Source organism: Agrobacterium burrii, assembly GCF_017313405.1.
Lineage (GTDB): Bacteria > Pseudomonadota > Alphaproteobacteria > Rhizobiales > Rhizobiaceae > Agrobacterium > Agrobacterium burrii.
Genome location: NZ_JAFLNA010000005.1, coordinates 220,702 through 244,122, shown reverse-complemented (window position 1 = coordinate 244,122; position 23,421 = coordinate 220,702). Strand labels below are relative to the sequence as shown.

Genomic DNA, 23,421 nt, shown 5'->3' with positions numbered 1-23,421 from the left:
ATTCATCGAGCGGATTTTCCGGGAAACATGATCATGACACTGACGACCCTTCTGGCCTATGCCGCTGCCCTGTTCATCGCCGCCGCCATTCCTGGCCCCGGCATGACGGCGATTGTGGCGCGGGCGCTGGGTTCGGGCTTTCGGGAAACCTTCTTCATGGGCCTCGGGCTGGTGCTGGGCGACATGATCTACCTGACCGGCGTAATACTGGGGTTGGCCTTCGTGGCGCAGACCTTTCAGGAAGCCTTCATGGTGCTGAAATTCGCGGGCGCGGCCTATCTCCTCTATATCGCCTGGAAGCTCTGGACCGCTGGCCTTTTGCCGCAGGACCTGAAGGCGAAAAAAAGCACCAGCATGCCGATGTCCTTCCTGTCCGGCCTGCTGATCACCCTCGGCAACCCGAAAACCATGCTGTTTTATGTGGCGCTGGTGCCGACACTGATCGATATCCGCATGATCGGTCCGTCAGAATATGCGACACTTCTCGCCCTCACCTTCGTCGTGCTGATGGCCGTTCTCCTGCCTTACATCCTGCTTGCCGCCAAGGCGCGCAACCTCTTGAAACGTCCGAGCGCGCTGACGATCCTCAACCGCACGGCGGCGGGCATTCTGGCCGGAACAGCGACCATGATCGCGATCCGCAGCACCTAAAATAATTTAGTGCATTTACCCCGCTTATCGTGAAATTTTTCCGGTAAACCGGCCATATAAGGATGAACGTTCGCTAGCCTGACAGGGCGATTGCTCCTATTCTGCCGCTCAAATCTTGCGGTCACTATTCTGTGGCCTTCATACAGGAGAGCATCATGCCCGAAGCCAGAAAGCCCGGACGCGGACGCGTCTATTCCTCCATCACCGAAACAATCGGCGATACGCCGATCGTGCGGCTGGACAAGCTGGCGAAAGAAAAGGGCGTGAAGGCCAACCTGCTTGCCAAGCTGGAGTTTTTCAACCCCATCGCCTCCGTGAAGGACCGCATCGGTGTTGCCATGATCGAAGCGTTGGAAGCCCAGGGCAAGATCACCCCCGGCAAGACGACGCTGGTGGAGCCGACATCGGGCAATACGGGTATCGCGCTGGCTTTTGCCGCCGCCGCCAAGGGCTACAAGCTGATCCTGACCATGCCGGAAACCATGTCGGTCGAACGCCGGAAAATGCTGGCCCTGCTTGGTGCCGAACTGGTGCTGACCGAAGGCCCCAAGGGCATGAAGGGCGCAATCGCAAAGGCGCAGGAACTGGCCGAGACGCTGCCCGACGCCGTCATACCGCAGCAATTCGAAAACCCCGCCAATCCGGATATTCACCGCAAGACAACGGCGGAAGAAATCTGGAATGACACAGAAGGCACGGTTGATATTCTCGTTTCCGGCATCGGCACGGGCGGCACGATCACCGGCACGGGTCAGGTTCTGAAATCCCGCAAGCCGGACGTGAAGGTCATTGCGGTGGAACCCGCCGACAGCCCGGTTCTTTCCGGTGGCAACCCCGGTCCGCACAAGATTCAGGGCATCGGTGCTGGTTTTGCACCGGCCATCCTCGACACTGGCATCTATGACGAGATCGTCACCGTCACCAATGACGAGGCTTTCGAAATCGCACGTCTTGCGGCGCGGCTCGAAGGCGTGCCGGTCGGCATCTCCTCGGGTGCAGCATTGGCGGCGGCAATCAAGGTCGGCGCGCGCGAGGAAAATGCCGGCAAGAACATCGTCGTCATCGTTCCTTCCTTTGCGGAACGTTACCTCTCGACGGCGCTTTTTGAAGGGCTTGGGCTCTAACTGCCCCATCCGGTACGCGATCGCGGAGCAAAGAATTGAAGTTCACTATGCCGCCGGCACCGCTGGCGGCATGTCAGTTTTCAGAACTGCCTCGCATTCGACCGAATTCACGCGATGCGCTTCAGATCTTGCTTTCGCATCTGCTTATAGCAAAAGGGCGGAGCATTCTGGAAGCATTCCTCCAAACTCTTCCAACAAGGCGCAAGTCCCACGGCTCAAGCCGCTGTTGGCAGCCTCTCACCCGCGATACGATAGGACACCGCTTCCGCCACATGGATGCGGCCGACCATCTGCTTTCCGTCCAGATCGGCCAATGTTCGCGCGACCTTCAGAATACGATGATAACCACGTGCGGAAAACTTCAGCCGTTCGGCGGCATCGCGCAGCAATTGCAGCCCGGACGCATCCGGTTCGGCATATTTTTCGATCAGGGTCGTCGTGCAGCGGGCATTGGTGCGGATGGCAGGAAACCCCGCCGCCGCATAACGCTCCTGCTGGGCGAGGCGGGCATTGGCGACACGGGCGGCAACCACCGCACTCGGCTCGGACGCGACGGGGCGGATGAGATCAGTGGCAGAAACGGCGGGAACATCAATACGGATATCGATGCGATCCATTAGCGGGCCGGAAATGCGGCCCTGATAGTCGGTTACGCAACGAGGACCTCTGGCGCAGGTGAAGCCCGGCTCTCCCGCCATGCCGCACCGGCAGGGGTTCATTGCCGCCACGAGCTGGATTTGCGCCGGATAGCTGACGCGGTGATTGGCCCGCGCGATGATACATTCACCCGTCTCCAGCGGCTGGCGCAAAGCATCCAGCACCTGCGGCGAAAATTCCGGGAATTCATCCAGAAAAAGAACGCCGTGATGGGCAAGTGAGGCCTCACCTGGTCTGGCGCGCAACCCTCCACCAATCAAAGCCGGCATGGTGGCGGAGTGATGCGGTGTGCGGAACGGCCTGCGGTCCGAAAGCTTGCCACCCGACAATTGGCCGGCGATGGAATGAACCATGGACACTTCCAGTAGCTCTGCCGCCTCCAGCGGCGGCAGGATGGACGGCAGGCGCGCGGCAAGCATGGATTTGCCGGAGCCGGGTGGACCGACCATCAGCAGATTATGGCCACCAGCCGCTGCCACTTCCAGCGCACGTCTGGCGCTTTCCTGCCCCTTGATATCCGCCAGATCGGGCAGATTGACCGGACTGGTCCGGATGGCGGGCACGGGGCGCGAAAGCAGCTGCGTGCCGCGAAAATGATTGGCAAGCGCTATGAGGCTGCGCGGGGCAAGGATATCGATGCCGGCTCCGGCCCAGGCCGCTTCCGGACCGCTTTCAGCCGGGCAGATCAGGCCCTTGCCGAGAGCATTGGCGCCGATGGCCGCCGGCAGCGCGCCGGAGACCACGCCGATGGTGCCATCAAGATTGAGTTCGCCGAGAACCACATATTGGCCGAGCGCCTCCGCCGGTATGGCGCCTAACGCGGCCATGAGCCCGAGAGCAATGGGAAGATCGAAATGCGATCCTTCCTTTGGCAGATCGGCAGGCGCGAGATTGACGGTCACCTTTTTCGCTGGAAGCGCCAGACCCGAAGCATGTAGTGCCGCCTGCACTCGCTCCCGGCTTTCAGCCACTGCTTTGTCCGGCAAGCCGACGATCTGGATGCCAACCTTTCCGGGTGCGACCATCACCTGCACCTCGACGGGCACACCCTCTATGCCCTGAAATGCAACCGTATTGACCTTTGCCACCATGGCCTGCCCCCGCAAACCGGCCGCAACATCAAAGCTTCATGCCCTGTGGCGGCCACCCGCAAGCAACGTGCCACAAGGAAAAGAATAAAACAAGAACATCCGGTGAACAATTTCACGCGGGCGATGTATTTTAGTTGTGTCTAGTTGTACCCACGGAACAAAGGGAGTTCGGTCGGGAAATCGCCTCAGAAATCCTGAGCTTCGCGCTTTTTCTCGATGGCATCCCACAACAGGCTTGCCACGTCGGAACCGCCGAATTTCTGCACTTCACGAATGCCGGTCGGTGAGGTGACGTTGATCTCTGTGAGATAATCGCCGATCACATCGATACCAACAAAGAGGAAACCACGCTCGCGCAGGGCGGGACCGATGCGGCGGCAGATTTCCTTCTCGCGCGCCGTCAGTTCCGTCGGTTCTGGCCGGCCGCCGGCATGCATGTTGGAGCGGGCATCATTTTCCGCCGGCACGCGGTTGATCGCGCCCACCGGCTCACCATCCACCAGCAGGATACGCTTGTCGCCCTTGCGGACGTCAGGCAGATATTCCTGGGCAATATAGGGCTCACGGAACATCTGGCCGAACATTTCCAGCAGCGAAGAGAAATTGCGGTCATCACGCGCCGAATGGAAGACACCCGCACCGCCATTGCCATAAAGCGGCTTGAGGATGATATCGCCCATTTCATTGCGGAACCGGGCGATCTCGGCCACGTCCTTGGTGATCAAGGTCTTCGGCATCAGATCGGCGAATTCGGTAACGAAAATCTTTTCCGGCGAGTTACGCACCCAGGCGGGATCATTGACAACAAGCGTCTTGGGATGAATGCGCTCCAGCAGGTGGGTCGAGGTGATGTAGGCCATGTCGAATGGCGGATCCTGACGCAGATGGATGACATCCATGGTCGAAAGATCAACGCGCTCCGGTTCCGACAGCGAGAAATGGTCACCCTTGATGTCACGCAGTTCCATCTGCTCGACGGTGGCGTAAACCTTGCCGTCACGCATGGAAAGGCGCTCGGGCGTATAGTGGAACAGCCGGTATCCGCGCGCCTGCGCCTCAAGGCTCATGGCGAAGGTGGAGTCACCGGCGATGTTGATGCCGGAGACATGATCCATCTGGATCGCGACGTTCTTGATCTTCGCCATGCGCATGTTCCTCTTGCAGCATAGGGACGCCTTGCCGGCCCACAATGCCCATTGTCCGTCGTTTCAAGCTTCCCCGGAGACCCGAAGAGACCCGGAAATGCTTCCGAAAGCCCGAAAGATGTAGGGCAGCGACCATTCAAAGGCAACTGCTGCAAGCGGTGCTTCGTGTGAGTTTTATTGAACCTTCACAATTCCGTCGACGGAGCCCGAGAGGCCCCGTCGTTTGGACTGTATTACCGGTTCAGGCCGCCAGCTTGTAGGAACTGCCGGAAAACAGTTTGTTCTTGACGCGATAGGCGAGCGCCAGCGCCCGGGGGAATGGACGACGCATGAAGGCGACCTTGCGGACATAGTCATCGACCCGCCAGGTGGCCCATGTTCCAGCCCGGAAATAGGCGACGTCACCGACCCGCAGGATGCTGACCGAACCGTCTTCGGCCGTCACATGCACCTCGCCTTCCAGAATATAGACGGTCTCGTCCCAGCCGAAGAACCAGCGGAATTCACCGGCCGTGCAATCCCACATGGCGGTGCTGGACGCGCGGTCGCCGCTTCGGGAATGATCGGCCGCACGCGCCTTCGGATCGCCGGAAATGATCCAGTCCGGATTGATGGGGGCCGGCTGAAGCCGCAGATCGGTGCAGGATGCGCTGACAACGGCCTCGTCTTTTGCTCCCCGCAGATAGGCCGGCAATATTGGCATCGTGCGGATCGCCATGGTTGCAGCCGCCGCGAACATCATTTTGAACGACATATGAGAAACCCCCCGTGAAATATTGGAGGTCTTCTATCATCGGGATCGTAACAAAGCGGTTTTGACAATCGGCGCAATTTTAGTCATCGCGCCGATTTCTTCCGACGTGATCAGGCCGTCGCCAGCTGAGCGGGCTGTACCTGGACCTGTTCCGCCTTGCCGGCGATGCGTTTACCGGTTTCGTTGGAGAAGAAGTGCAGTTTTTCCGGCGCTATCGTCACCGACAATGCGGCCGGAACCTCGACATCCGGCGGGAAAGCCACTGTCAGGTTCTGGTCGCCGATCATGCCATGCACGAGGCGCTGTGAACCCAGTTCCTCGATATAATCGACGCGCAGCGCAAGGCCCTGCTCGCCCGCCGCGGCAATGCGGAAATCCTCCGCCCGCATGCCCACTGTCACCGACCCCGAAGCGGGCGCAAAACCGTTGAGCGCAAACAGCGACGGACCGATGGCGAGGCTATCGCCATGCAGCTCGGCATTCAGCAGGTTCATGGCGGGAGAGCCGATGAAGCTGGCGACGAAGGTGGAGGCAGGGGTGTGATAAACATCAAGCGGCGCGCCGATCTGTTCGATGCGGCCGCCATTCAACACTACCAGACGATCAGCCAGCGTCATGGCCTCAAGCTGATCGTGGGTGACATAGATGGAGGTGGTGCCGAGGCGCTTTTGCAGACGCTTGATTTCACCGCGCATGGAAACGCGCAGCTTGGCATCAAGGTTGGACAGAGGCTCATCGAACAGGAAGGCCGCCGGTTTGCGCACGATGGCGCGGCCCATGGCGACGCGCTGACGCTGGCCGCCGGAAAGGGCGCGCGGCTTGCGCTCCAGATAGGGTTCGAGCTGCAACATACGGGCGGCTTCGGCCACACGCGCATCGATCTCCGCCTTCGGTGTCTTGCGGTTCTTAAGCCCATATTCCAGGTTCTGGCGCACCGACATATGCGGATAAAGCGCATAGTTCTGGAACACCATGGCAATATCGCGGTCAGCGGGATCGGCCTGATTGACCACCCGGTCACCGATTTTCACCGTGCCTTCGGAGATGTCCTCAAGCCCGGCAACCATGCGCAGGAGCGTGGACTTGCCGCAGCCGGAGGGGCCGACGAGAACGATGAACTCGCCATCCCTGATGTCGATATCGACGTGATGCACGGCGCGCACGCCGCCATGATAATCCTTGCAGACCTGACTGATTTCTATAGCGGCCATTTCGGTCTCCTTATTTATCGCTCTCGGTGAGGCCCTTGATGAACCAGCGCTGGAATATAATGACGATCAGCACCGGCGGCAGCATAGCCAGAACGGCGAGCGCGAAAGCTTCGTTATAATCGGGGATTTGCGAACCGACCCAGACCTGCAGGATCGACTTGATGCCGCGCATCAGGGTGAAGAAACTCTCATCCGTCGTCATCAGCATCGGCCAGAGATACTGGTTCCAGCCATAAACGAACATGATGATGAAGATCGCCGCCATCATGGTGCGCGACAGCGGGATGATGATGTCGATAAAGAACTTGACCGGACCGGCGCCGTCGATACGGGCAGCTTCCAGCAATTCCTCCGGAATGGATTTGAAGAATTGCCGGAAATAGAAGGTGCCTGTCGCAGACGCCAGAAGCGGCACGATCAATCCGGTATAGGAGTTCAACAGGCCAAGTTTGCTCATCACCTCGTAGGACGGCATGATGCGCACTTCGAGCGGCAAGAGCAGGGTCGTAAAAATGATCCAGAAAGCGAGTGTAGCAAAGCGGAAGCGGAAATAGACGATCGCATAGGCCGCCGTCATCGACAGGACGATCTTGCCAACGGCGAAACCCACACCGAGGATCAGCGAATTGATGATCATGTTGAGACCGGTAATCTGCCCGGTGAAGCCGCCCTTCTGGGTCAGGACCTTTTCGTAAGTTTCGACGAAATTCTCGCCCGGAAGGATCGCCAGACCGCTGCGATGGATTTCCGCCGCCGTATGTGTGGACGTCATGAAAGCCACGATAACAGGCAATATCAGGAACAACGCGCCTGTTATCAACACCAGATGATCGAGGGGTTTTGTCTTGTACATCGTCTTTTCCCTCAATTGTAATGGATGCGCTTCTCGATGAAGCGGAACTGGATGATGGTGAGGACGAAGACGACCAGCATCAGGATGACGGACTGGGCCGAAGAGCCGCCAATGTCATTGCCGCGGAAACCATCGAGAAACACCTTGTAGACCAGCGTAATCGGGTTGTTCGCCGCCTTGTCCTTCACCATCACGTCGATGACGCCGAACGTATCGAACAGGGAATAGGTGATGTTGATGATGAGCAGGAAGAAGGCGGTGGGCGCCAGAAGCGGCATGATGACCGTCCAGAACCGGCGAAAGCCCGAGCGGCAGTCGATGGCGGCGGCCTCACGCACGGCGACGGAAACGCCCTGCAAGCCGGACAGGAAGAAGATGAAATTATAGGGGATCTGCTTCCAGACGGCGACGACGATCATGGCGAAGGCCGTGTCGAAATAATTGAGGCCGACCTTCATGTCCCAACCCAGCATCGCGGCCATCTTGACGAAGGGGCCGATATGCTGGTCGAAGAACATCATGCCGATCAGGCCCGCGACAGGCGGCGCGATGGCATAGACGGAAATCAGCACCGTCTTGTAGGTAGAACTGCCGCGAATGACGGCATCAGCCTTGACGGCGAGCAGCAGACCGAGCGCCAGCGAGAAGAACGTCACCAGCACGGTGAAAATGACCGTGAACTTGGCGATGCTGAGATATTCCGGATTGAATAGCGCGTCCGAATAATTGGCGAACCCCACAAACGAGGCTCCGAACCCGAAAGGATCTTCGATATAAAAGGACGAATGCACGGCCTGAACGGACGGCCAGTAGAAGAAGATGAAAATCACCGCGAGCTGCGGCGCCAGAAACAGATAGGGCACGAAGGACGAGGAGAACTGTACGCGCTTCATGCCGGCTTCAGCGGGCTTGGCGGGTTTTCCAGCCCTTGCGGACCAGCCGGATAAAAACCGGCGCGGTTGAGACGATGTATAGGCCACGCTTGCGCCTCCTTATCCAGAAGCGAGCCTCCCTTCCGTCGGAAAGGAGGCTCGACAACGATCATTGGTTTCGAAAAGATCGATCAGCCGGCCGTCTTGGCGAAACGGGCCAGAAGGTCGTTGCCTTCCTTCTCGATGATGTCGAAGGCGTCCTTCGGCGTGACTTCGCCGGAGAAGATGCGGTTATATTCGCGTTCCATGACAGCGCGGATCTGCGGGTAGAAGCCGAGGCGATAACCCTTGGACCATTCGCCGCCCGGCAGCGACAGCTGCTGGATGCCGACTTCGGCGACCGGCTTTTCCTTGTAGAAACCTTCAGCCTTGGCCTTTTCGTAAGCGGCCTTGGTGATGGCGACGTAACCGGTTGCCTTATGGTAGAAGACCTGGATTTCCGGCGAGGTCAGGAACTGGAAGAAGTCAGCCACGCATTTGTTTTCGGCTTCAGACTTGCCCGACATTGCAAAGAGAGCAGCGCCGCCGATGAAGGAGTTGGTGCCAGCGCCCTTGATGGAGCCCCAATAGGGGAGGAAGGTTGCGGAGAACGGCATGCTCGCCGTCTTCTGCAGGCCGCCGAACGAACCCGAAGAACCGATCCAGAAAGCAACCTTGCCTTCTTCGAAGGGCTTCTGGTTGTCGTTCCAGCCAGCGCCGTAATAGGCGAACAGGCCCTTGTCTTTCCAGTCCTTCAGCTTGTCGAACATCATGACGAGGTTCGGGTCGGTAAGCTTGAGCTTGGTGTCGGTAACGCTGTCGTAACCGTTATTGTTGGTGGCGAACTGGATGTTGTTGCGGGAGAAGAAGTTCTCCGTGAACTGCCAGGTGAGCTGCGACTGGACGAGCGGAATGTAACCGGCTTCCTTCAGCTTCGGCGCGACCTTTTCAAAATCTTCCCAGGTCTTCGGAGCCTCGACGCCGGCCTTCTTCAGGGCTTCGTCGTTGACGTACATGATCGGAGCGGAGGAGTTGAACGGCATGCCGACGAACTTGCCGTCAGCGGCAGCATAGAAATAACGCACGCCGTTGATGAAGGCTTCGCGATCGAACTTGTAGCCGGCCTTGTTGATGAGGTCTTCCGCAGGAATGACCGCGCCCTTGGCGTTGATGATGGTGGCCGCGCCGGCATCGAAAACCTGGAGAATGTTCGGCTGTTCGCCCGAACGGAAGGCGGCGATGCCGCTGGCCAGTGCTTCTTCGTAGGAGCCCTTGGAAACCGGCGTCAGAGCGCATTCCTTCTGGGCTTCGTTGAACTTCTGCGAAACTTCGTTGATGACTTCGCCGTTACGGCCGCCCATGCCGTGCCACCAGGTGATGTTGGTCGCAGCCATGGAAGACGTTGCCGAAATGCTGACCGCCACTGCGGCCATGGAAATCTTCTTCAACATTACTAAATCCTCTCCACCATTTATTGGGGTGAGGATGCGAATAGAGGGGTTCCATGACGCCTCTTTAACAGTTTCATGTCAGATTTGTTACGGTGCCTGCTAATAGACTCCGTTCTTTCAAAAATGGACGTCTCAGGCGTCCTTCCGCCTTATGGGCCGGGCCGGACTTCCCACCACCGTCGCCCCCGGTGGCACATCGCGCGTCACCACCGAGCCAGCACCGACAATCGCGCCATCACCAATGGTAACACCGGCCAGCAGGATCGCCCCGCCACCGATCCACACATCACGGCCGATTGTCACCGGCCTTGCGATTTCAATGCCTTGTGCGCGCGGAACCGGGTCGAGATGATGTTCCGCGCAATAGATCTGCACGGCGGGGCCGAGCATTGCGCCGTCGCCTATCACGACCTTCGCAGAATCGAGAATGACGCAGCCCGTATTGAGATAGACATTCTTGCCCAGGGTGATGTTGAAGCCGTAAGCGCAATGAAATGGCGCTTCGACAAATGTCCCTTCCGCCACGGAGGCGAAAAGCGTTCGCAGCAACGGTGCCATGGCCCCACGATCATCCGGCGGCAAGGTATTGTGCTGGTGAACGGCTCGGCGCGCCTGGCCGCGCAGCACATCCAGCTCGGCATCCATGCAGCTGTACCATTCGCCTGCGGCCATTTTTTCGCGCTCGGTGGACATTGCCTTCCCTCCCCTCAAAAAGCATCGATGAAGTGCTGCGGCAGGCGTCGCGGCAGAACGGCGACGATATCGAAGCGCAACGAAAATCGCTCGGCATCCCTGCGGCGAGACAGCCAGAGATCGGCGGCGGCGCGGATGCGTTGCTGCGAATGAAAGCCGACCGCATCGACAGCCGCGACACCGGAAGAACGCGCCTTGACCTCGACAATAGCGACCACATCCCGCTTGCGGGCGATGAGATCGATTTCGCCAAGCCGGGTACGATACCGGATCGCGAGGATGCGATATCCCCTGAACAGCAGATAAAGCGCTGCCCAATATTCAGCGTTGTGGCCGCGCCGCTCGGCCTTGCGGCGAGTGTTCTTTCGCCCGTCAGCCGCCATCCCTGCCCTTCATATCCAGCAGCCGCTGATAAAGCTCCTTGCGCGGCAAGCCGGTTAGTTTCGATGCCTCGCCCGCGGCTTTGGCGGCAGGCATGGTTGCGACCAGATCCTTCAGCAGCGTCTCGACATCCTCGATATCGGGAATTTCGTCATAGGAGGGCGGCTCTATCAGCAGCACAATCTCACCCTTCACCACCCGGTCCTCGTCGTAATATTCCGCAAGCTCGCCGAGTGTGCCGCGACGGAATTCCTCGAAAGTCTTGGTCAGTTCGCGGCAGACCACGGCGCGGCGGTCGCGGCCGAGCACTTCCGACGCCACCTTGAGGGTGGTGCTGATGCGGCGTGGCGATTCAAAGAAGATCAAAGTGGCGGGAATTTTTGCAAGTTCGGCGAAACGGTCGCGCTTGCCGCGATCCTTCACCGGCAAAAAGCCCGCAAACAGGAAGGCGTCGCTCGGCATGCCCGAACCGACAAGGGCGGCAAGCGGTGCAGACGCCCCCGGCACCGGCACGACGCGATGGCCCGCCTCAAGCGCCAGCTGACCGAGACGATAACCGGGGTCGGAAACGAGCGGCGTTCCGGCATCCGATACCAGCGCCACGGATTTTCCGGCCTCCAGCGCGGCAATGAGCTTCGGCCCCGCTTCGTTCGCATTGTGCTCATGATAGGCGAACGGGCGGTTGCGTATGCCGTAACGCTCGAGCAGGATGCGGGTGACACGGGTATCCTCGCAGGCGAGGACATCGGCAGAAGCCAACGTTTCCAGCGAGCGGATGGTGATATCGCCCAGATTGCCGATGGGGGTGGCTACGAGATAGAGCGCCGGCTCCAGCGGCCGTGCCGGAATGGTGGCCGTACCGATCCTGAATTCCTTTGTTACCTGTCTGGTGTCGCTGTTCGATATTTCTTCCGTCACACGGCTTCCAATCATTCTGGCCGATCAATCCCGGCCGTTCACTCCGGTTTTGCCCCCTTTATGGGCAATAGAAAACCGCCGAACAAGGTCCATCGGCCGCCACATCCTGTGGATCATGCTGTATAGCAGCAAAATGAGCGGAAGCAGACGCACTCGGCTCTTGCATTTTCAGCAATAACTCTGCCATTTTGCCCGTCCACATTATCCGGCTTTTTGCCGGTCAAGACTCTTCTTGCCGATCCGGCGGTGGCCGGTTCGCAACGGTTGAAAGCGGTAGCGTCCATGCGTATTACTCTTGAGCGGTCGAACCTTCTTAAATCGCTGAACCACGTGCACCGGGTTGTTGAGCGTCGCAACACGATCCCGATCCTGTCCAACGTCCTCTTGCGCGCATCCGGCGCCAATCTGGACATGAAGGCGACCGATCTTGACCTCGAAATCACCGAAGCGACGCCAGCCATGGTGGAACAGGCGGGCGCCACCACCGTGCCGGCGCACCTGCTTTATGAAATCGTGCGCAAGCTGCCGGATGGTTCCGAGGTGCTTCTGGCGACCAACCCGGACGGCTCTTCAATGACGGTTGCCTCCGGCCGTTCGAAGTTCTCGCTGCAATGCCTGCCGGAAACCGACTTCCCGGATTTGACCGCCGGCACCTTCAGCCACACCTTCAAACTGAAGGCAACCGACCTGAAGATGCTGATCGACCGGACGCAATTTGCGATTTCGACCGAAGAGACGCGTTATTACCTGAACGGCATCTTCTTCCACACCATCGAAAGCGGCGGCGACCTGAAGCTGCGCGCTGTCGCGACCGACGGTCACCGTCTGGCGCGCGCCGATGTGGATGCTCCTTCCGGTTCCGAAGGCATGCCGGGCATCATCATTCCGCGCAAGACCGTCGGCGAATTGCAGAAGCTGATGGACAATCCGGAACTGGAAGTCACCGTCGAGGTCTCGGACGCCAAGATCCGCCTGACCATCGGTTCGGTGGTTTTGACCTCGAAGCTCATCGACGGCACCTTCCCGGATTACCAGCGCGTGATCCCGACCGGCAACGACAAGGAAATGCGCGTCGATTGCCAGACCTTCGCACGCGCCGTCGACCGCGTCTCGACCATTTCCTCCGAGCGCGGCCGCGCCGTAAAGCTGGCGCTGACAGACGGGCAGTTGACGCTAACCGTCAACAATCCCGACTCGGGAAGTGCTACCGAAGAAGTGGCCGTTGGTTACGACAATGATTCGATGGAAATCGGCTTCAATGCCAAATATCTCCTCGACATCACGTCGCAGCTTTCCGGCGAGGATGCGATTTTTCTGCTGGCAGATGCCGGATCGCCGACGCTCGTTCGCGACACTGCCGGCGATGATGCACTCTATGTTCTGATGCCGATGCGCGTTTAAACGGCTGTTTTTTGCCAATTCAATCAAAAACGCCGGTGGACCGCTTCCCCGGCGTTTTTTGATTCGGCTACCGTGTGCTTCAAACGATAAGCGAATTTTTCCAGTTACGACATTTTGCCTTGTTTTTGCGCCAAATGAGATCAACAGTACGTAACCGTTTTTTGACAATGACCAAAAATGTATCCGAGGGGAATTATGGCACTTAACCTGAAGCAACGCCTTGAGCAGAAATTTGAGGAAGAAATCCGCTTTTTCAAAGGCATGGTCAGTCAGCCGAAAAAAGTCGGCGCCATTGTTCCGACATCGTCGATCACGGCGAAAAAAATGGCGAGTGTCATCAATCCCCATTCCGGCCTGCCGGTTCTCGAACTCGGCCCGGGCACGGGTGTCATCACCAAGGCCATTCTGGCGCGCGGCATCAAACCGGAAAGCCTGACGGCCATCGAATATTCGACCGATTTCTACAATCAGCTGCTCAGAAGTTATCCCGGCGTCAACTTCGTCAATGGCGACGCTTTCGATCTCGATGCGACGCTCGGCGAACACAAGGGCCAGATGTTCGACAGCGTCATTTCCGCCGTACCGATGCTGAATTTCCCCATGGCCGCCCGCATCAAGCTTCTCGACGAATTGCTGAAGCGCGTACCGCACGGCCGCCCCGTCATGCAGATATCCTACGGTCCGATTTCCCCGATCGTCGCGCAGCCGCATCTTTACCACATCCGCCATTTCGATTTCATCGTGCGCAATATTCCGCCGGCACAATTGTGGACCTATACGCGGGCCTGACCACACGGCAGAATGGACAAGGCCGTCATTTTCCGGTCGTGACGGATGGTTAGGGTGTTGGTTTGCCCTTTCCATTGCCCTTGAGGACCGATTGCCATGCATGCGCTCTACATCACCCATCCCCAGGTCAAGATCGATCCGACGGTTCCTGTTCCTGAGTGGGGACTTTCGGACAGGGGTGTCGAGCGGACGCGGGAGGCGAGCCGCCTGCCTTGGGCGCGGGCATTGCGGCGCATCGTTTCCAGCGCCGAAACCAAGGCTATCGAAACCGCCCGTATCCTCGCGGAAACCTCCGGTGCGGCGATAGAGATTATCGAAGCGATGCATGAGAACGACCGGTCGGCCACCGGCTTCCTGCCGCCGCCGGAATTTGAAAAGGCAGCGGACTGGTTCTTCGCCCATCCTGACGAAAGCTTTCACGGCTGGGAAAGAGCAATCGACGCTCAGGCGCGGATCGTTAGCGCCGTCAAAGCCGTTCTCGACCGGCACGACCCGCAACACCCTATCGCCTTTGTTGGCCATGGCGGCGTGGGTACGCTTTTGAAATGCCATATCGAAGGCCGCGGCATCAGCCGCGCTGGGGACCAGCCGCCGGGCGGCGGCAATCTTTTCTGCTTTTCCATCGCCGAGTTTTCACTTGCAGCAGCGTCCCCCACATGCGACTGGACGGCAATGGAAACATGGCAGGGATAAAACAATGACCGCGCGCGAAAAACTCATCGTCGGGCTGGATGTTCCGACTGTGCAGCAGGCCGAAGACATCGTCTCAAAAATCGGCGACGAGGTTCTGTTCTACAAGATCGGCTATCAGCTGGTATTCGCAGGCGGTCTCGAATTTGCGCGTGACCTTGTTCAAAGCGGCAAGAAGGTCTTTCTCGACATGAAGCTGCTGGACATCGACAATACCGTCGCATCCGGTGTCGAAAACATCGCCCGCATGGGTATGTCGATGCTGACCTTGCACGCCTATCCAAAGGCCATGCGTGCCGCAGTCAAGGCGGCCGAAGGCTCCGGCCTCTGCCTGCTCGGCGTCACCGTGCTGACCTCGATGGACGACAGTGATCTCGCGGAAGCCGGTTACGCCTCGGATGCCCGTTCGCTGGTGCTGCGCCGGGCGCAACAGGCGCGCGAGGCGGGCATGGGCGGCATCGTCTGTTCGGCGGAAGAATCGACCGCCGTGCGTGAAATTCTCGGTCCCGATCTTGCCGTCGTTACCCCCGGCATCCGCCCGGCGGGTGCGGATCTCGGTGATCAGAAGCGGGTGATGACGCCTTACGATGCGATCAAAGCCGGTTCGAGCCATCTGGTCGTCGCCCGTCCCGTCGTCAGGGCGGAAGACCCGAAGGCGGCGGCCCGCGCCATTCTGGACGACATGCTGCGCGCCAGCTTTCCGGCCAATCAGTAAAAACCATCGGAGGAGACGAAATGGCTAAGGGATATTGGATCGCCCACGTCGATGTGCGCGATAGCGGGCGCTACAAGGACTATGTCGCGACGGCAAAGCCCGCTTTCGAGCGGTTCGGCGCCAATTTTCTGGCTAGGGGAGGCGCTTTGACCGAACTGGAAGGAAAGGCGCGCGGACGCAACGTCGTGATCGAGTTCCCCTCGGTGCAGCACGCCATCGATTGCTACAACTCGCCCGAATATCAGGCGGCGGCCAAAATCCGTCAGGACGTCGCCGATACCGATATGATGATCGTCGAAGGAATTTGACGAACTTCAATCCGATTTCCAGAACCCTGGCCACAGCTTGCGAGAACGTCTCTTCACGCGCGCGCGGCTTTGGGCTAAGAGACTGAAAAACACTTTATCGACAGCTTCTGAGGAGCCTCCCATGACCTTGGCCAACCTTCCACCCCTCGTCACCGTTTTCGGCGGTTCGGGTTTTGTCGGGCGGCATGTCGTGAGAATTCTCGCGAGACGCGGTTATCGCATCCGTGTTGCCGTGCGCCGCCCGGATCTTGCCGGTTTCCTGCAGCCACTCGGCAATGTTGGCCAGATTTCCTTTGCCCAGGCGAACCTGCGTTATCGCGACTCCATCATCAAAGCCGTCGAAGACGCTGACCATGTGGTCAATTGCGTCGGCATCCTCACTGAAAGCGGCCGCAACACCTTTGACGCCGTGCAGGAATTCGGCGCCAAAGCCATTGCCGAAGCCGCCCGCAATGTCGGTGCGACGCTGACGCATATCTCCGCGATCGGCGCGGATGCGGGTTCGCAGACCGGCTACGGCCGCACCAAGGGCCGCGCCGAGGCCGCCATTCATACCGTCCTGCCCGGCGCCGTGATCCTGCGTCCATCGATCATTTTCGGACCGGAAGACGATTTCTTCAACAAATTTGCCAAGATGGCCCGCAGCCTGCCTTTCCTGCCGCTGATCGGCGGCGGAAAAACCAAATTCCAGCCGGTTTATGTCGAGGATGTCGCCGAAGCCGTCGCCCGCAGCGTCGATGGCAAACTGAAGCCCGGCGCAATCTATGAACTCGGCGGTCAGGACGTGATGACGTTCCGCGACTGTCTCGAGGCGGTTCTTGCCGCAACTTACCGTCAGCGTCCTTTCGTCAATCTGCCTTTCGGCATCGCTTCGACGATCGGCAAGATCGCTTCAATGGTGCCGCTCATCACGCCACCGCTGACGGCCGATCAGGTGACCATGCTGAAAAAGGACAATGTCGTTTCCAGCGAGGCGGAAAAGAACGGCCTGACACTGGAAGGCATCGGCATCAACCCCGTCCGTGTCGCTTCGGTTCTGCCCTCTTACATGGTGCAGTACCGCACACACGGTCAGTTCTCCAACGCCGGAAAAGCCGCCTGAAACTTCGCTTCAGGCATCGCCATTCTGAACGGAAGCGGGAGCCATTCCCGCTTTTTCTTTTTGCGCGATTGAATTGCAACCAAACCGTTATGAGTGCATTTCCCTCTCAACTGAAGGGGAGGTGCAGCATCGACAGGGGCGGGTTTGCAAAGCCGGGTAAAAGTTAACGGCCTTCGGCCGCAACACGTAAGCGTGGCACAAGCGCAACTGTGGAAAAGACTTCGCATTAACCCGGTATTCAGCAAGCTGCTTTATTGATATTGGCCACATTCCAAACATATCCCGGACCCTCAATTCACACACGGCGGCATGAGCCGCGCGAACGAACGTCTGAAAGGCAATCATAAAATGGGCAGATCTATCGCACTCTTTTTTGCGTGTGCGGCTTTGGTGGTTCTGGCGGGTTCTTTCATGGCGCCGGGAACGGTTGCAGCGGGCAAGAGCGGTTGCGCTCCCGCCTACGGCGTCGACCCCTGCGCAACGGCTTCGATCAGCACCAACTGATCGGCTTTCACAAGATTCAAAAAAAGCGCCTCTGGTTTCCCGGGGCGCTTTTTCTTTTTGGTTCGCAGGTCCGCGAGTGGATTACCCGAAGACCAGAAGCGCGATCAGGCCGAGCGACCCGATAGCAATGCGCCACCAGGCGAAGGCGGCAAAACCCCGGCGCGAGACGTAGTCCAGCAACGAGCGCACGACGAACAGGCCGGAGACGAAAGCGGCGATGAAACCGACGGCGATCAGCGCGCCGTCATCAAAGCTCAGCGCATCGCGGTTCTTGTAGAGATCGAGGGTGAAAGCGCCAAGCATGGTCGGCATCGCCAGGAAGAACGAAAATTCGGCGGCGGACCGCTTGTCCGTGCCCATCAGCAGCGAGCCGACAATGGTGGCGCCCGAGCGAGAGGTGCCAGGGATCATTGCCAGGCACTGGAAGAGGCCGATCTTGAAGGCAAGCGACGGCGGATAATCCATGATGTCGGTATATTTCGGTTTTAATGGCATGCGGTCGACAGCGAGCAATATGACGCCGCCGATAATCAGGACGACGCAAATCAGCATCGGCGTTTCGAACAGCACCGTCTTGATGAAGTCGTGCGCCAACGCGCCGATCACCGCCGCCGGCAGGAAGGCAAGCGCGACGGCCAGCACGAAGTGGCGCGCCTTGGCGCTGGTCGGCAGGGCAAGTGCGATCGATACAAGCTTTTGAAAATAAACAAGAAGGATCGCGAGGATCGCACCGAGCTGAATAAGGACGGCAAAGGTATTGCCGGGTGATTTGAAGCCGAGGAAGTGCCCGGCCAGCAGCACATGCGCCGTTGAGGAAACGGGAATAAACTCCGTCAGACCCTCGATAATGCCCAGCAGAAGCGCGCTGATGATCGATTGGTCACCCATGACGTATCCTTTTTTTCAGGGGAAAGCGGGAAGGGAATGAAATTTCGTTAAACTTGTTTTAAAGTAGCCAAGCTCTTATAGCGTCTTGATGAAGCGAAACTGAAAAAGTTTTCCGGCAAATGCCGATCATGACAACCAATTGTAAAAATTGAGTACCGATGCCAACTCTCTATCATTCTCCGATGTCGACCGCATCCCGGTTCGTTCGTCTGATCCTCGCAGAATACGGGTTCCAAACCGATCTCGTGGAAGAGCAGCCGTGGGAAAGACGGCGGGAGTTTCTGGCGCTCAATCCGGCCGGCACCCTGCCTGTCTATCTGGATGACAATATGCGTTCCCTCAGCGGGCCTTACGTGCTTGCCGAGTTTCTTGATGAAACGCATGGGGTTTTGAAACGCGACAGGCGACTTCTGGCAGAAGACCCGTTTCAGCGCGCGGAAATCCGCCGCCTGACGGAGTGGTTTCTGCAGAAGATGGAAAATGACGTGACGCGGCCGCTGGTGCGGGAGCGAGTTTATAAATTGCAGATGACGACCGCGCAGGGTGGCGGGCCGCCGGATTCCAAGCTGTTGCGCACTGCCCGCAACAATATCCGCCAGCACATCAAATATCTGGAATGGCTGGCGGGTTCGCGCACATGGCTGGCCGGCGACCGGTTGAGCTATGCCGACCTTGCCGCCGCAGCGGGTGTTTCGGTGCTGGACTATCTTGGTGAGATCAACTGGCTCGAAGCGCCCATCGCCAAGGAATGGTACCAGCGGCTGAAATCCCGCCCATCGTTCCGGCCGTTCCTGAGTGAACGCATTCCGCGCCTTGCCCCCTCCTCGCACTACGCCGACCTGGATTTTTAAGCCTCGCCTTCCCGGTTATTTGCTGCGGCCTGCGTTGAGCATATATAAGTCGCAGAATAACCCTCGGGAGAAACGACCATCGACGTTGCCAGCGACAAGCAGCGAATACGCGCCCGCAAACTGACGGATTTCGTTCGCCAGGAAGCGCTTTCGCTTGGCTTTGATCTCTGCCGCATCACCGCACCGGACAGCATTCCGCTGGCCCCGGAACGGCTGAGGTTGTTTCTCGACAAGGGTTACCACGGCACGATGGCCTGGATGGAGGAAACGGAGGCCCGCCGGGCTCAGCCGAAAACGCTATGGGGCGACGTGCGCTCCATCGTCATGTTCGGATTGAATTACGGCCCGGAGGAAGACCCGCGTGGCGTACTTTCGAAACCGGACAAGGCAGCCATTTCGGTCTATGCCCGCAATCGCGATTATCACGACATTATCAAGGGACGGCTGAAGGAAATCGCCACCCGTTTTGCGGCACGTGCCGGCGAGGATGTGAAGGTCTTTGTCGATACCGCGCCGGTGATGGAAAAACCGCTTGCCGCCGCCGCAGGGCTTGGCTGGCAGGGCAAGCACACCAACCTCGTCAGCCGCACACATGGTTCCTGGCTGTTTCTCGGCAGCATGTTCACCACCGCCGAGCTCTGTCTTGATGAGGCGGAGAAGGATCATTGCGGTTCCTGTCGCGCCTGTCTCGATGCCTGTCCGACGGCCGCTTTTCCCGCCCCCTATCAGCTCGATGCGCGCCGATGCATCTCCTATCTCACCATCGAGCATAAGGGCGTCATTCCGCACGAATTACGGCCGATGATCGGCAACCGCATCTATGGTTGCGACGATTGCCTTGCCGCCTGTCCGTGGAACAAGTTTGCAGCGAGCGCCTCCGAGATGAAATTGCAGGCGCGCGAGGACCTGAAGGAACCTTCCATTTCCTTTCTGCTGACCCTCGACGATGCCGCCTTCCGCAGCTTTTTCAGCGGCTCTCCGGTCAAACGGATCGGCCGCAACCGTTTTATCCGCAACGTGCTGATCGCGGCGGGAAACTCCGCCGACCGGCAATTCGTGAAACCATGTAAGGCGCTTGCCGAAACAGACCCTTCACCGGAAGTGCGCGGTATGGCCGCATGGGCTTTGTCACAACTTATGGACAGGGAAGAATTCCGTACATACTCTGCCACCCGCGCCGCGGAGACCGATCCGGAGGCGGAAATGGAATGGCAACTGGCAGAGGCGTGACGCATGCATGTGATGATTTTTGGCGCGGGATATTCGGGAAAAGCCATCGCAAACGCGCTGAAATCCGTGGCGGATACTATTTCCGGTACGACGCGCAGTCAGAATAAGTTTCCGAACCTCGAAGCCGCAGGCATGACGCCGTTCCTTTTTGACGGCGTCCATCTTAATGACGATCTCATCGCAGCGATGGGCAATATCACACATCTCGTCCAGTCCATCGCGCCCGGCGGGCAAGGTGATCCGTTGCTGGCGCTGATGGGCGATGATCTAAAACGGTTTCTGCCGAAGCTGGAATGGATGGCTTATCTCTCCACCGTCGGTGTTTATGGCGATCATGACGGCGCCTGGGTGGATGAAGAAAGCCCCTGTCGCCCCGTCTCCGCCCGTTCCGTGGAGCGGGTCGCTGCCGAAGCTGCCTGGACTGCGGCCGCCCAAAAAGCGGATGTGCCGCTTGTCACCCTTCGTCTGTCCGGAATTTATGGCCCCGGACGCAATGCCTTCATGAATTTCGAAAAGGGAACGGCGCGAAGGCTGGTGAAGAAAGATCAGGTGTTCAATCGCATCAGGGTCGAGGATATCGGTGCGGCACTTGCCTTTCTGGCGAGCAGGAACGAACGCGGTACGTTCAACGTTACCGATGACGAACCCTGCCCGCCGCAGGATGTTGTGAGCTTCGCCGCGACGTTGATGGGTGTGGAGCCGCCGCCCGAACAGGCATTCGAAACCGCCGATTTGACCCCTATGGCGCGCTCCTTCTACGGCGAGAACAAGCGTGTTTCCAACGCTAAAATACGCAGCCTCGGCTTCAATTTCGACTTTCCGGATTACAAAATCTCGCTGACGCAGTTGTGGGCAAACGGTCTCTGGCGAGGCTGAAGACGTAGCCGTTAAAAGCGATGAAAAATCCTTCCAAACCTACTTTTGAGGATGGTTTTCGTCGCATTTTGGTCAATTAGGACTTTATTAACCAAACAAAATTCACTAAAATCATAGCAATTAGAAAAATATTTCACTCACATTTCGTGAAGTGGATTCACGAAGCCGTGACTTGTAACAGCATTTCGATTGCGCGTTGATTCTGCGTTATTTTTTCCATTTTTTTATCCGTCCGCCCTACAAACACCTTTCCGGCTAATGATCACGAATATTACAGTCTGTAACACTTCGTGATTTGAGCTTAGCTTTTTTTCGCCATTTTTCCCTCGCCCTACAATCTCGCATCAAAAGGCGTTCAGGCCAGTTCATGGTCGTTTAGCAAGGGCACAATCAATCGGCGCGGGGCCGATTTTCAGGGAAGCACAGTTTGTTGAATATCCGTCGTATAACTTTCACCGCTGCAACTATAGCCGCCTGTTCCATCATCGCGCCTCTTCAGGCGAATGCGGCAAATGGTTGTGGAGGCGCATCGTGGTATGCGTTGACCTCCAAGACTGCTTCGGGCGAGCGTATGAACGCCGCCAACCTGACCGCCGCTCACCGCTCCCTGCGGTTCGGCACCAAGGTCAAGGTTACCAATGCCCGCAACGGCAAGGCCGTGGTGGTGCGCATCAATGACCGCGGTCCGTTCATCAAGGGTCGCGTTCTCGATCTTTCCAAGGCTGCCGCCAAGAACATCGGCATGATCAGCTCTGGCACAGCCAAGGTCTGCTACGAGATCGTCAAGGCCGATTGAGCCTTGCCCTCGCCGCCATTCGCGTCTACCAACCGGGCTTATCAGCAAAAGAGGTAGACAATGCGTTTGGGCGGGCGTTTGGCCGGAGCAATCGAAGTATTGGCGGATATCGAGGGACGCAGGCGTCCCGTCGCCGATGCCTTGAAGGACTGGGGCCTTGCCCATCGTTTCGCCGGGTCCGGCGACCGGGCTGCGATCGGCAACATCGTCTACGACGCGTTGCGCATGAAGCTGTCGCACGCCTGGCTGATGGATGACGACAGCGCCGCCTCGCTTGGTTATGCCGTGCTGCTGCGCCAATGGGGCAAAAGCTTTTCGGAACTGGCGGCGGAATTCGATGGCGACAAGTTCGCCCCCGCCGCACCAGACGAACAAAGGCAGCAGGCCTTTCTCTCCCGCTCTCTCGGTGACGCGCCGGCCCATATTCAGGGCGATATTCCCGAATGGGTGCAATCTTCCCTCGAAACGGCATTTGGTGAAAACTGGCTCACTGAAGCGCAGGCGCTGAATGAGCGGCCGACCCTTGACCTGCGCGCCAACACGCTGAAGGCAACCCGCGACAAGGTGCTGAAGGCGCTTGCGGAAAGCGGCGCGGAAGCCACCCGGATCGCCCGTCAGGGTGTTCGCATCCCCGCCGGCGAAGGCCCTTCCCGCCTGCCGAACGTCACCGCCGAACTCTCCTTCCAGAAGGGTTGGTTCGAAGTGCAGGACGAGGGTTCGCAGATCGTAGCCGATCTCGCCGGCGCGCATGAGGGCGAACAGATACTCGATTATTGCGCCGGAGGCGGCGGCAAGACGCTGGCCATGGCCGCCAGCATGAATAATAAAGGCCAGGTTCACGCCTTCGACGCCGACCGCAAGCGGCTTGCACCAATCATCGAGCGGCTGAAGCGGGCCGGCACCCGCAATGTGCAGGTCCATGATCGTACAGCCGGGCTTGTGCCCTTCCAGGGAAAATTCGACCGCGTTCTCGTGGATGCGCCCTGCACCGGCACCGGCACATGGCGCCGCCGCCCCGACACCAAATGGCGGCTGACGGCACGCAACCTGGAAGAACGCGTGCAGCAGCAGGGTGAGGCGCTGTCGCAGGCCAAGGGTTTCGTGCGGCCGGGCGGCGAGTTGCTTTATGTCACCTGCTCCGTTCTGCCTGAGGAAAACGAACAGCAGGTCAGGCGTTTCTGCGAGGAAAATCCCGAATTTGTCATCGGTTCTGCGCTGGAGCGCTGGCAGACGACTTTCGGTGCAAATGCGAACAAACCGCATTCCTCCGACGGAAAGACAGTGACGCTGACGCCTGCAACCACAGATACGGACGGTTTCTTCTTTTGCTTGATGAAGCGCAAAGCATAAAAGCCGATTTGCACGCAGTGATTTTACTTGCGAAATACCGCCCGAGCTTGTTTCAAAGCATTCTAAACTAGAATGTTTGAC

The 23,421-nt window shown here is 58.5% G+C and carries 25 protein-coding genes; 14 read left to right on the top strand and 11 right to left on the bottom strand.

From position 1 onward, the window contains the following. The first annotated feature begins 33 nt into the window (after nt 1–33). Both JZX89_RS12045 and cysK read left to right on the top strand, forming a co-directional pair. Nucleotides 34–651 (top strand): LysE family translocator, encoded by a 618-nt coding sequence (locus tag JZX89_RS12045; protein ID WP_207134173.1) that lies wholly within the window; start codon nt 34–36, stop codon nt 649–651. Nucleotides 652–806: 155 nt separating this feature from the next. After that, nucleotides 807–1,775 (top strand): cysteine synthase A, encoded by a 969-nt coding sequence (gene cysK, locus JZX89_RS12040; RefSeq protein ID WP_153515210.1) that lies wholly within the window; start codon nt 807–809, stop codon nt 1,773–1,775. 215 nt (nt 1,776–1,990) lie between these two features. Here the strand turns inward: cysK and JZX89_RS12035 are convergent, their stop codons facing one another. The 10 genes from JZX89_RS12035 to rsmI all read right to left on the bottom strand — a co-directional run bounded on the left by JZX89_RS12035 (nt 1,991) and on the right by rsmI (nt 11,855). Beyond that, nucleotides 1,991–3,523 (bottom strand): YifB family Mg chelatase-like AAA ATPase, encoded by a 1,533-nt coding sequence (locus tag JZX89_RS12035; protein ID WP_153515211.1) that lies wholly within the window; start codon nt 3,521–3,523, stop codon nt 1,991–1,993. 185 nt (nt 3,524–3,708) lie between these two features. Continuing rightward, nucleotides 3,709–4,668, bottom strand: a complete 960-nt coding sequence (gene gshB / locus JZX89_RS12030; RefSeq protein WP_207134172.1) for a glutathione synthase — start codon at nt 4,666–4,668, stop codon at nt 3,709–3,711. Nucleotides 4,669–4,909: 241 nt separating this feature from the next. Further along, nucleotides 4,910–5,422 (bottom strand): cupin domain-containing protein, encoded by a 513-nt coding sequence (locus JZX89_RS12025; RefSeq protein WP_207134171.1) that lies wholly within the window; start codon nt 5,420–5,422, stop codon nt 4,910–4,912. Between the two features lie 110 nt (nt 5,423–5,532). Continuing rightward, nucleotides 5,533–6,633 (bottom strand): sn-glycerol-3-phosphate import ATP-binding protein UgpC, encoded by a 1,101-nt coding sequence (locus tag JZX89_RS12020; protein WP_174374134.1) that lies wholly within the window; start codon nt 6,631–6,633, stop codon nt 5,533–5,535. 10 nt (nt 6,634–6,643) lie between these two features. Continuing rightward, nucleotides 6,644–7,486, bottom strand: coding sequence for a sn-glycerol-3-phosphate ABC transporter permease UgpE (gene ugpE / locus JZX89_RS12015; RefSeq protein WP_207134170.1), 843 nt, complete (start codon nt 7,484–7,486; stop codon nt 6,644–6,646). Between the two features lie 11 nt (nt 7,487–7,497). Further along, nucleotides 7,498–8,466: an ABC transporter permease subunit gene (locus JZX89_RS12010; RefSeq protein ID WP_207134169.1), complete on the bottom strand. Its 969-nt coding sequence runs from the start codon at nt 8,464–8,466 to the stop codon at nt 7,498–7,500. 83 nt (nt 8,467–8,549) lie between these two features. Then, nucleotides 8,550–9,848 (bottom strand): extracellular solute-binding protein, encoded by a 1,299-nt coding sequence (locus JZX89_RS12005; RefSeq protein ID WP_207134168.1) that lies wholly within the window; start codon nt 9,846–9,848, stop codon nt 8,550–8,552. Nucleotides 9,849–9,980: 132 nt separating this feature from the next. Then, complete coding sequence (locus JZX89_RS12000) at nt 9,981–10,541, bottom strand: sugar O-acetyltransferase (protein WP_207134167.1); 561 nt, start codon at nt 10,539–10,541, stop codon at nt 9,981–9,983. Nucleotides 10,542–10,555: 14 nt separating this feature from the next. Next, nucleotides 10,556–10,924, bottom strand: coding sequence for a YraN family protein (locus JZX89_RS11995; protein ID WP_137085835.1), 369 nt, complete (start codon nt 10,922–10,924; stop codon nt 10,556–10,558). Continuing rightward, nucleotides 10,914–11,855 (bottom strand): 16S rRNA (cytidine(1402)-2'-O)-methyltransferase, encoded by a 942-nt coding sequence (rsmI, locus tag JZX89_RS11990; protein WP_207134166.1) that lies wholly within the window; start codon nt 11,853–11,855, stop codon nt 10,914–10,916. Before rsmI ends, JZX89_RS11995 begins: the two co-directional genes overlap by 11 nt. A 267-nt stretch (nt 11,856–12,122) precedes the next feature. Here rsmI and dnaN point away from each other — a divergent pair, with 267 nt between their 5' ends. From dnaN to JZX89_RS11955, 7 genes are all read left to right on the top strand, one after another. Beyond that, a complete protein-coding gene (dnaN, locus tag JZX89_RS11985; RefSeq protein ID WP_149898374.1) occupies nt 12,123–13,241 on the top strand; it encodes a DNA polymerase III subunit beta in 1,119 nt (372 codons plus the stop codon). Nucleotides 13,242–13,436: 195 nt separating this feature from the next. Further along, nucleotides 13,437–14,030, top strand: coding sequence for a phospholipid N-methyltransferase PmtA (gene pmtA, locus JZX89_RS11980; RefSeq protein ID WP_149898373.1), 594 nt, complete (start codon nt 13,437–13,439; stop codon nt 14,028–14,030). A gap of 96 nt (nt 14,031–14,126) precedes the next feature. Then, nucleotides 14,127–14,723 carry a histidine phosphatase family protein gene (locus JZX89_RS11975; protein WP_207134165.1) on the top strand — a complete coding sequence of 199 codons (597 nt, stop codon included), beginning with the start codon at nt 14,127–14,129 and terminating at the stop codon, nt 14,721–14,723. A 4-nt stretch (nt 14,724–14,727) separates the two neighbouring features. Beyond that, nucleotides 14,728–15,435, top strand: coding sequence for an orotidine-5'-phosphate decarboxylase (gene pyrF / locus JZX89_RS11970; protein ID WP_207134164.1), 708 nt, complete (start codon nt 14,728–14,730; stop codon nt 15,433–15,435). Nucleotides 15,436–15,455: 20 nt separating this feature from the next. Beyond that, a complete protein-coding gene (locus JZX89_RS11965) occupies nt 15,456–15,743 on the top strand; it encodes a DUF1330 domain-containing protein (RefSeq protein ID WP_207134163.1) in 288 nt (95 codons plus the stop codon). Between the two features lie 121 nt (nt 15,744–15,864). Next, complete coding sequence (locus JZX89_RS11960) at nt 15,865–16,845, top strand: complex I NDUFA9 subunit family protein (RefSeq protein WP_207134162.1); 981 nt, start codon at nt 15,865–15,867, stop codon at nt 16,843–16,845. A gap of 348 nt (nt 16,846–17,193) precedes the next feature. Further along, nucleotides 17,194–17,349: a hypothetical protein gene (locus tag JZX89_RS11955; RefSeq protein ID WP_004439462.1), complete on the top strand. Its 156-nt coding sequence runs from the start codon at nt 17,194–17,196 to the stop codon at nt 17,347–17,349. Nucleotides 17,350–17,430: 81 nt separating this feature from the next. Here JZX89_RS11955 and JZX89_RS11950 read toward each other — a convergent pair whose 3' ends face one another. Beyond that, complete coding sequence (locus tag JZX89_RS11950) at nt 17,431–18,237, bottom strand: undecaprenyl-diphosphate phosphatase (RefSeq protein ID WP_174374129.1); 807 nt, start codon at nt 18,235–18,237, stop codon at nt 17,431–17,433. A gap of 158 nt (nt 18,238–18,395) precedes the next feature. On the opposite strand from JZX89_RS11950, the gene JZX89_RS11945 reads away from it, so the two are divergent. The 5 genes from JZX89_RS11945 to JZX89_RS11925 all read left to right on the top strand — a co-directional run bounded on the left by JZX89_RS11945 (nt 18,396) and on the right by JZX89_RS11925 (nt 23,340). Further along, a complete protein-coding gene (locus JZX89_RS11945) occupies nt 18,396–19,088 on the top strand; it encodes a glutathione S-transferase family protein (protein WP_142840881.1) in 693 nt (230 codons plus the stop codon). A gap of 78 nt (nt 19,089–19,166) precedes the next feature. Further along, complete coding sequence (gene queG / locus JZX89_RS11940) at nt 19,167–20,318, top strand: tRNA epoxyqueuosine(34) reductase QueG (RefSeq protein ID WP_207134232.1); 1,152 nt, start codon at nt 19,167–19,169, stop codon at nt 20,316–20,318. 3 nt (nt 20,319–20,321) lie between these two features. After that, a complete protein-coding gene (locus JZX89_RS11935) occupies nt 20,322–21,194 on the top strand; it encodes an SDR family oxidoreductase (protein WP_207134161.1) in 873 nt (290 codons plus the stop codon). A 427-nt stretch (nt 21,195–21,621) separates the two neighbouring features. Then, complete coding sequence (locus JZX89_RS11930) at nt 21,622–21,990, top strand: septal ring lytic transglycosylase RlpA family protein (protein WP_035219318.1); 369 nt, start codon at nt 21,622–21,624, stop codon at nt 21,988–21,990. A gap of 60 nt (nt 21,991–22,050) precedes the next feature. Then, nucleotides 22,051–23,340 (top strand): RsmB/NOP family class I SAM-dependent RNA methyltransferase, encoded by a 1,290-nt coding sequence (locus JZX89_RS11925; RefSeq protein WP_149898365.1) that lies wholly within the window; start codon nt 22,051–22,053, stop codon nt 23,338–23,340. Nucleotides 23,341–23,421: the final 81 nt, after the last annotated feature.

What these genes read in the sequence shown, in the direction of transcription:
- JZX89_RS12035 (WP_153515211.1), bottom strand. Translation starts at nt 3,523, where the DNA reads ATGGTGGCAAAGGTCAATACGGTTGCATTTCAGGGCATAGAGGGTGTG.
- JZX89_RS11950 (WP_174374129.1), bottom strand. Translation starts at nt 18,237, where the DNA reads ATGGGTGACCAATCGATCATCAGCGCGCTTCTGCTGGGCATTATCGAG.
- JZX89_RS11960 (WP_207134162.1), top strand. Translation starts at nt 15,865, where the DNA reads ATGACCTTGGCCAACCTTCCACCCCTCGTCACCGTTTTCGGCGGTTCG.
- JZX89_RS12045 (WP_207134173.1), top strand. Translation starts at nt 34, where the DNA reads ATGACACTGACGACCCTTCTGGCCTATGCCGCTGCCCTGTTCATCGCC.
- pyrF (WP_207134164.1), top strand. Translation starts at nt 14,728, where the DNA reads ATGACCGCGCGCGAAAAACTCATCGTCGGGCTGGATGTTCCGACTGTG.
- JZX89_RS11975 (WP_207134165.1), top strand. Translation starts at nt 14,127, where the DNA reads ATGCATGCGCTCTACATCACCCATCCCCAGGTCAAGATCGATCCGACG.
- JZX89_RS12020 (WP_174374134.1), bottom strand. Translation starts at nt 6,633, where the DNA reads ATGGCCGCTATAGAAATCAGTCAGGTCTGCAAGGATTATCATGGCGGC.
- JZX89_RS11955 (WP_004439462.1), top strand. Translation starts at nt 17,194, where the DNA reads ATGGGCAGATCTATCGCACTCTTTTTTGCGTGTGCGGCTTTGGTGGTT.
- ugpE (WP_207134170.1), bottom strand. Translation starts at nt 7,486, where the DNA reads ATGTACAAGACAAAACCCCTCGATCATCTGGTGTTGATAACAGGCGCG.
- JZX89_RS12005 (WP_207134168.1), bottom strand. Translation starts at nt 9,848, where the DNA reads ATGTTGAAGAAGATTTCCATGGCCGCAGTGGCGGTCAGCATTTCGGCA.
- JZX89_RS12025 (WP_207134171.1), bottom strand. Translation starts at nt 5,422, where the DNA reads ATGTCGTTCAAAATGATGTTCGCGGCGGCTGCAACCATGGCGATCCGC.
- pmtA (WP_149898373.1), top strand. Translation starts at nt 13,437, where the DNA reads ATGGCACTTAACCTGAAGCAACGCCTTGAGCAGAAATTTGAGGAAGAA.
- JZX89_RS11945 (WP_142840881.1), top strand. Translation starts at nt 18,396, where the DNA reads ATGCCAACTCTCTATCATTCTCCGATGTCGACCGCATCCCGGTTCGTT.
- gshB (WP_207134172.1), bottom strand. Translation starts at nt 4,668, where the DNA reads ATGGCGAAGATCAAGAACGTCGCGATCCAGATGGATCATGTCTCCGGC.
- cysK (WP_153515210.1), top strand. Translation starts at nt 807, where the DNA reads ATGCCCGAAGCCAGAAAGCCCGGACGCGGACGCGTCTATTCCTCCATC.
- JZX89_RS11925 (WP_149898365.1), top strand. Translation starts at nt 22,051, where the DNA reads ATGCGTTTGGGCGGGCGTTTGGCCGGAGCAATCGAAGTATTGGCGGAT.
- JZX89_RS11935 (WP_207134161.1), top strand. Translation starts at nt 20,322, where the DNA reads ATGCATGTGATGATTTTTGGCGCGGGATATTCGGGAAAAGCCATCGCA.
- rsmI (WP_207134166.1), bottom strand. Translation starts at nt 11,855, where the DNA reads ATGATTGGAAGCCGTGTGACGGAAGAAATATCGAACAGCGACACCAGA.
- JZX89_RS12000 (WP_207134167.1), bottom strand. Translation starts at nt 10,541, where the DNA reads ATGTCCACCGAGCGCGAAAAAATGGCCGCAGGCGAATGGTACAGCTGC.
- JZX89_RS11965 (WP_207134163.1), top strand. Translation starts at nt 15,456, where the DNA reads ATGGCTAAGGGATATTGGATCGCCCACGTCGATGTGCGCGATAGCGGG.
- JZX89_RS11995 (WP_137085835.1), bottom strand. Translation starts at nt 10,924, where the DNA reads ATGGCGGCTGACGGGCGAAAGAACACTCGCCGCAAGGCCGAGCGGCGC.
- dnaN (WP_149898374.1), top strand. Translation starts at nt 12,123, where the DNA reads ATGCGTATTACTCTTGAGCGGTCGAACCTTCTTAAATCGCTGAACCAC.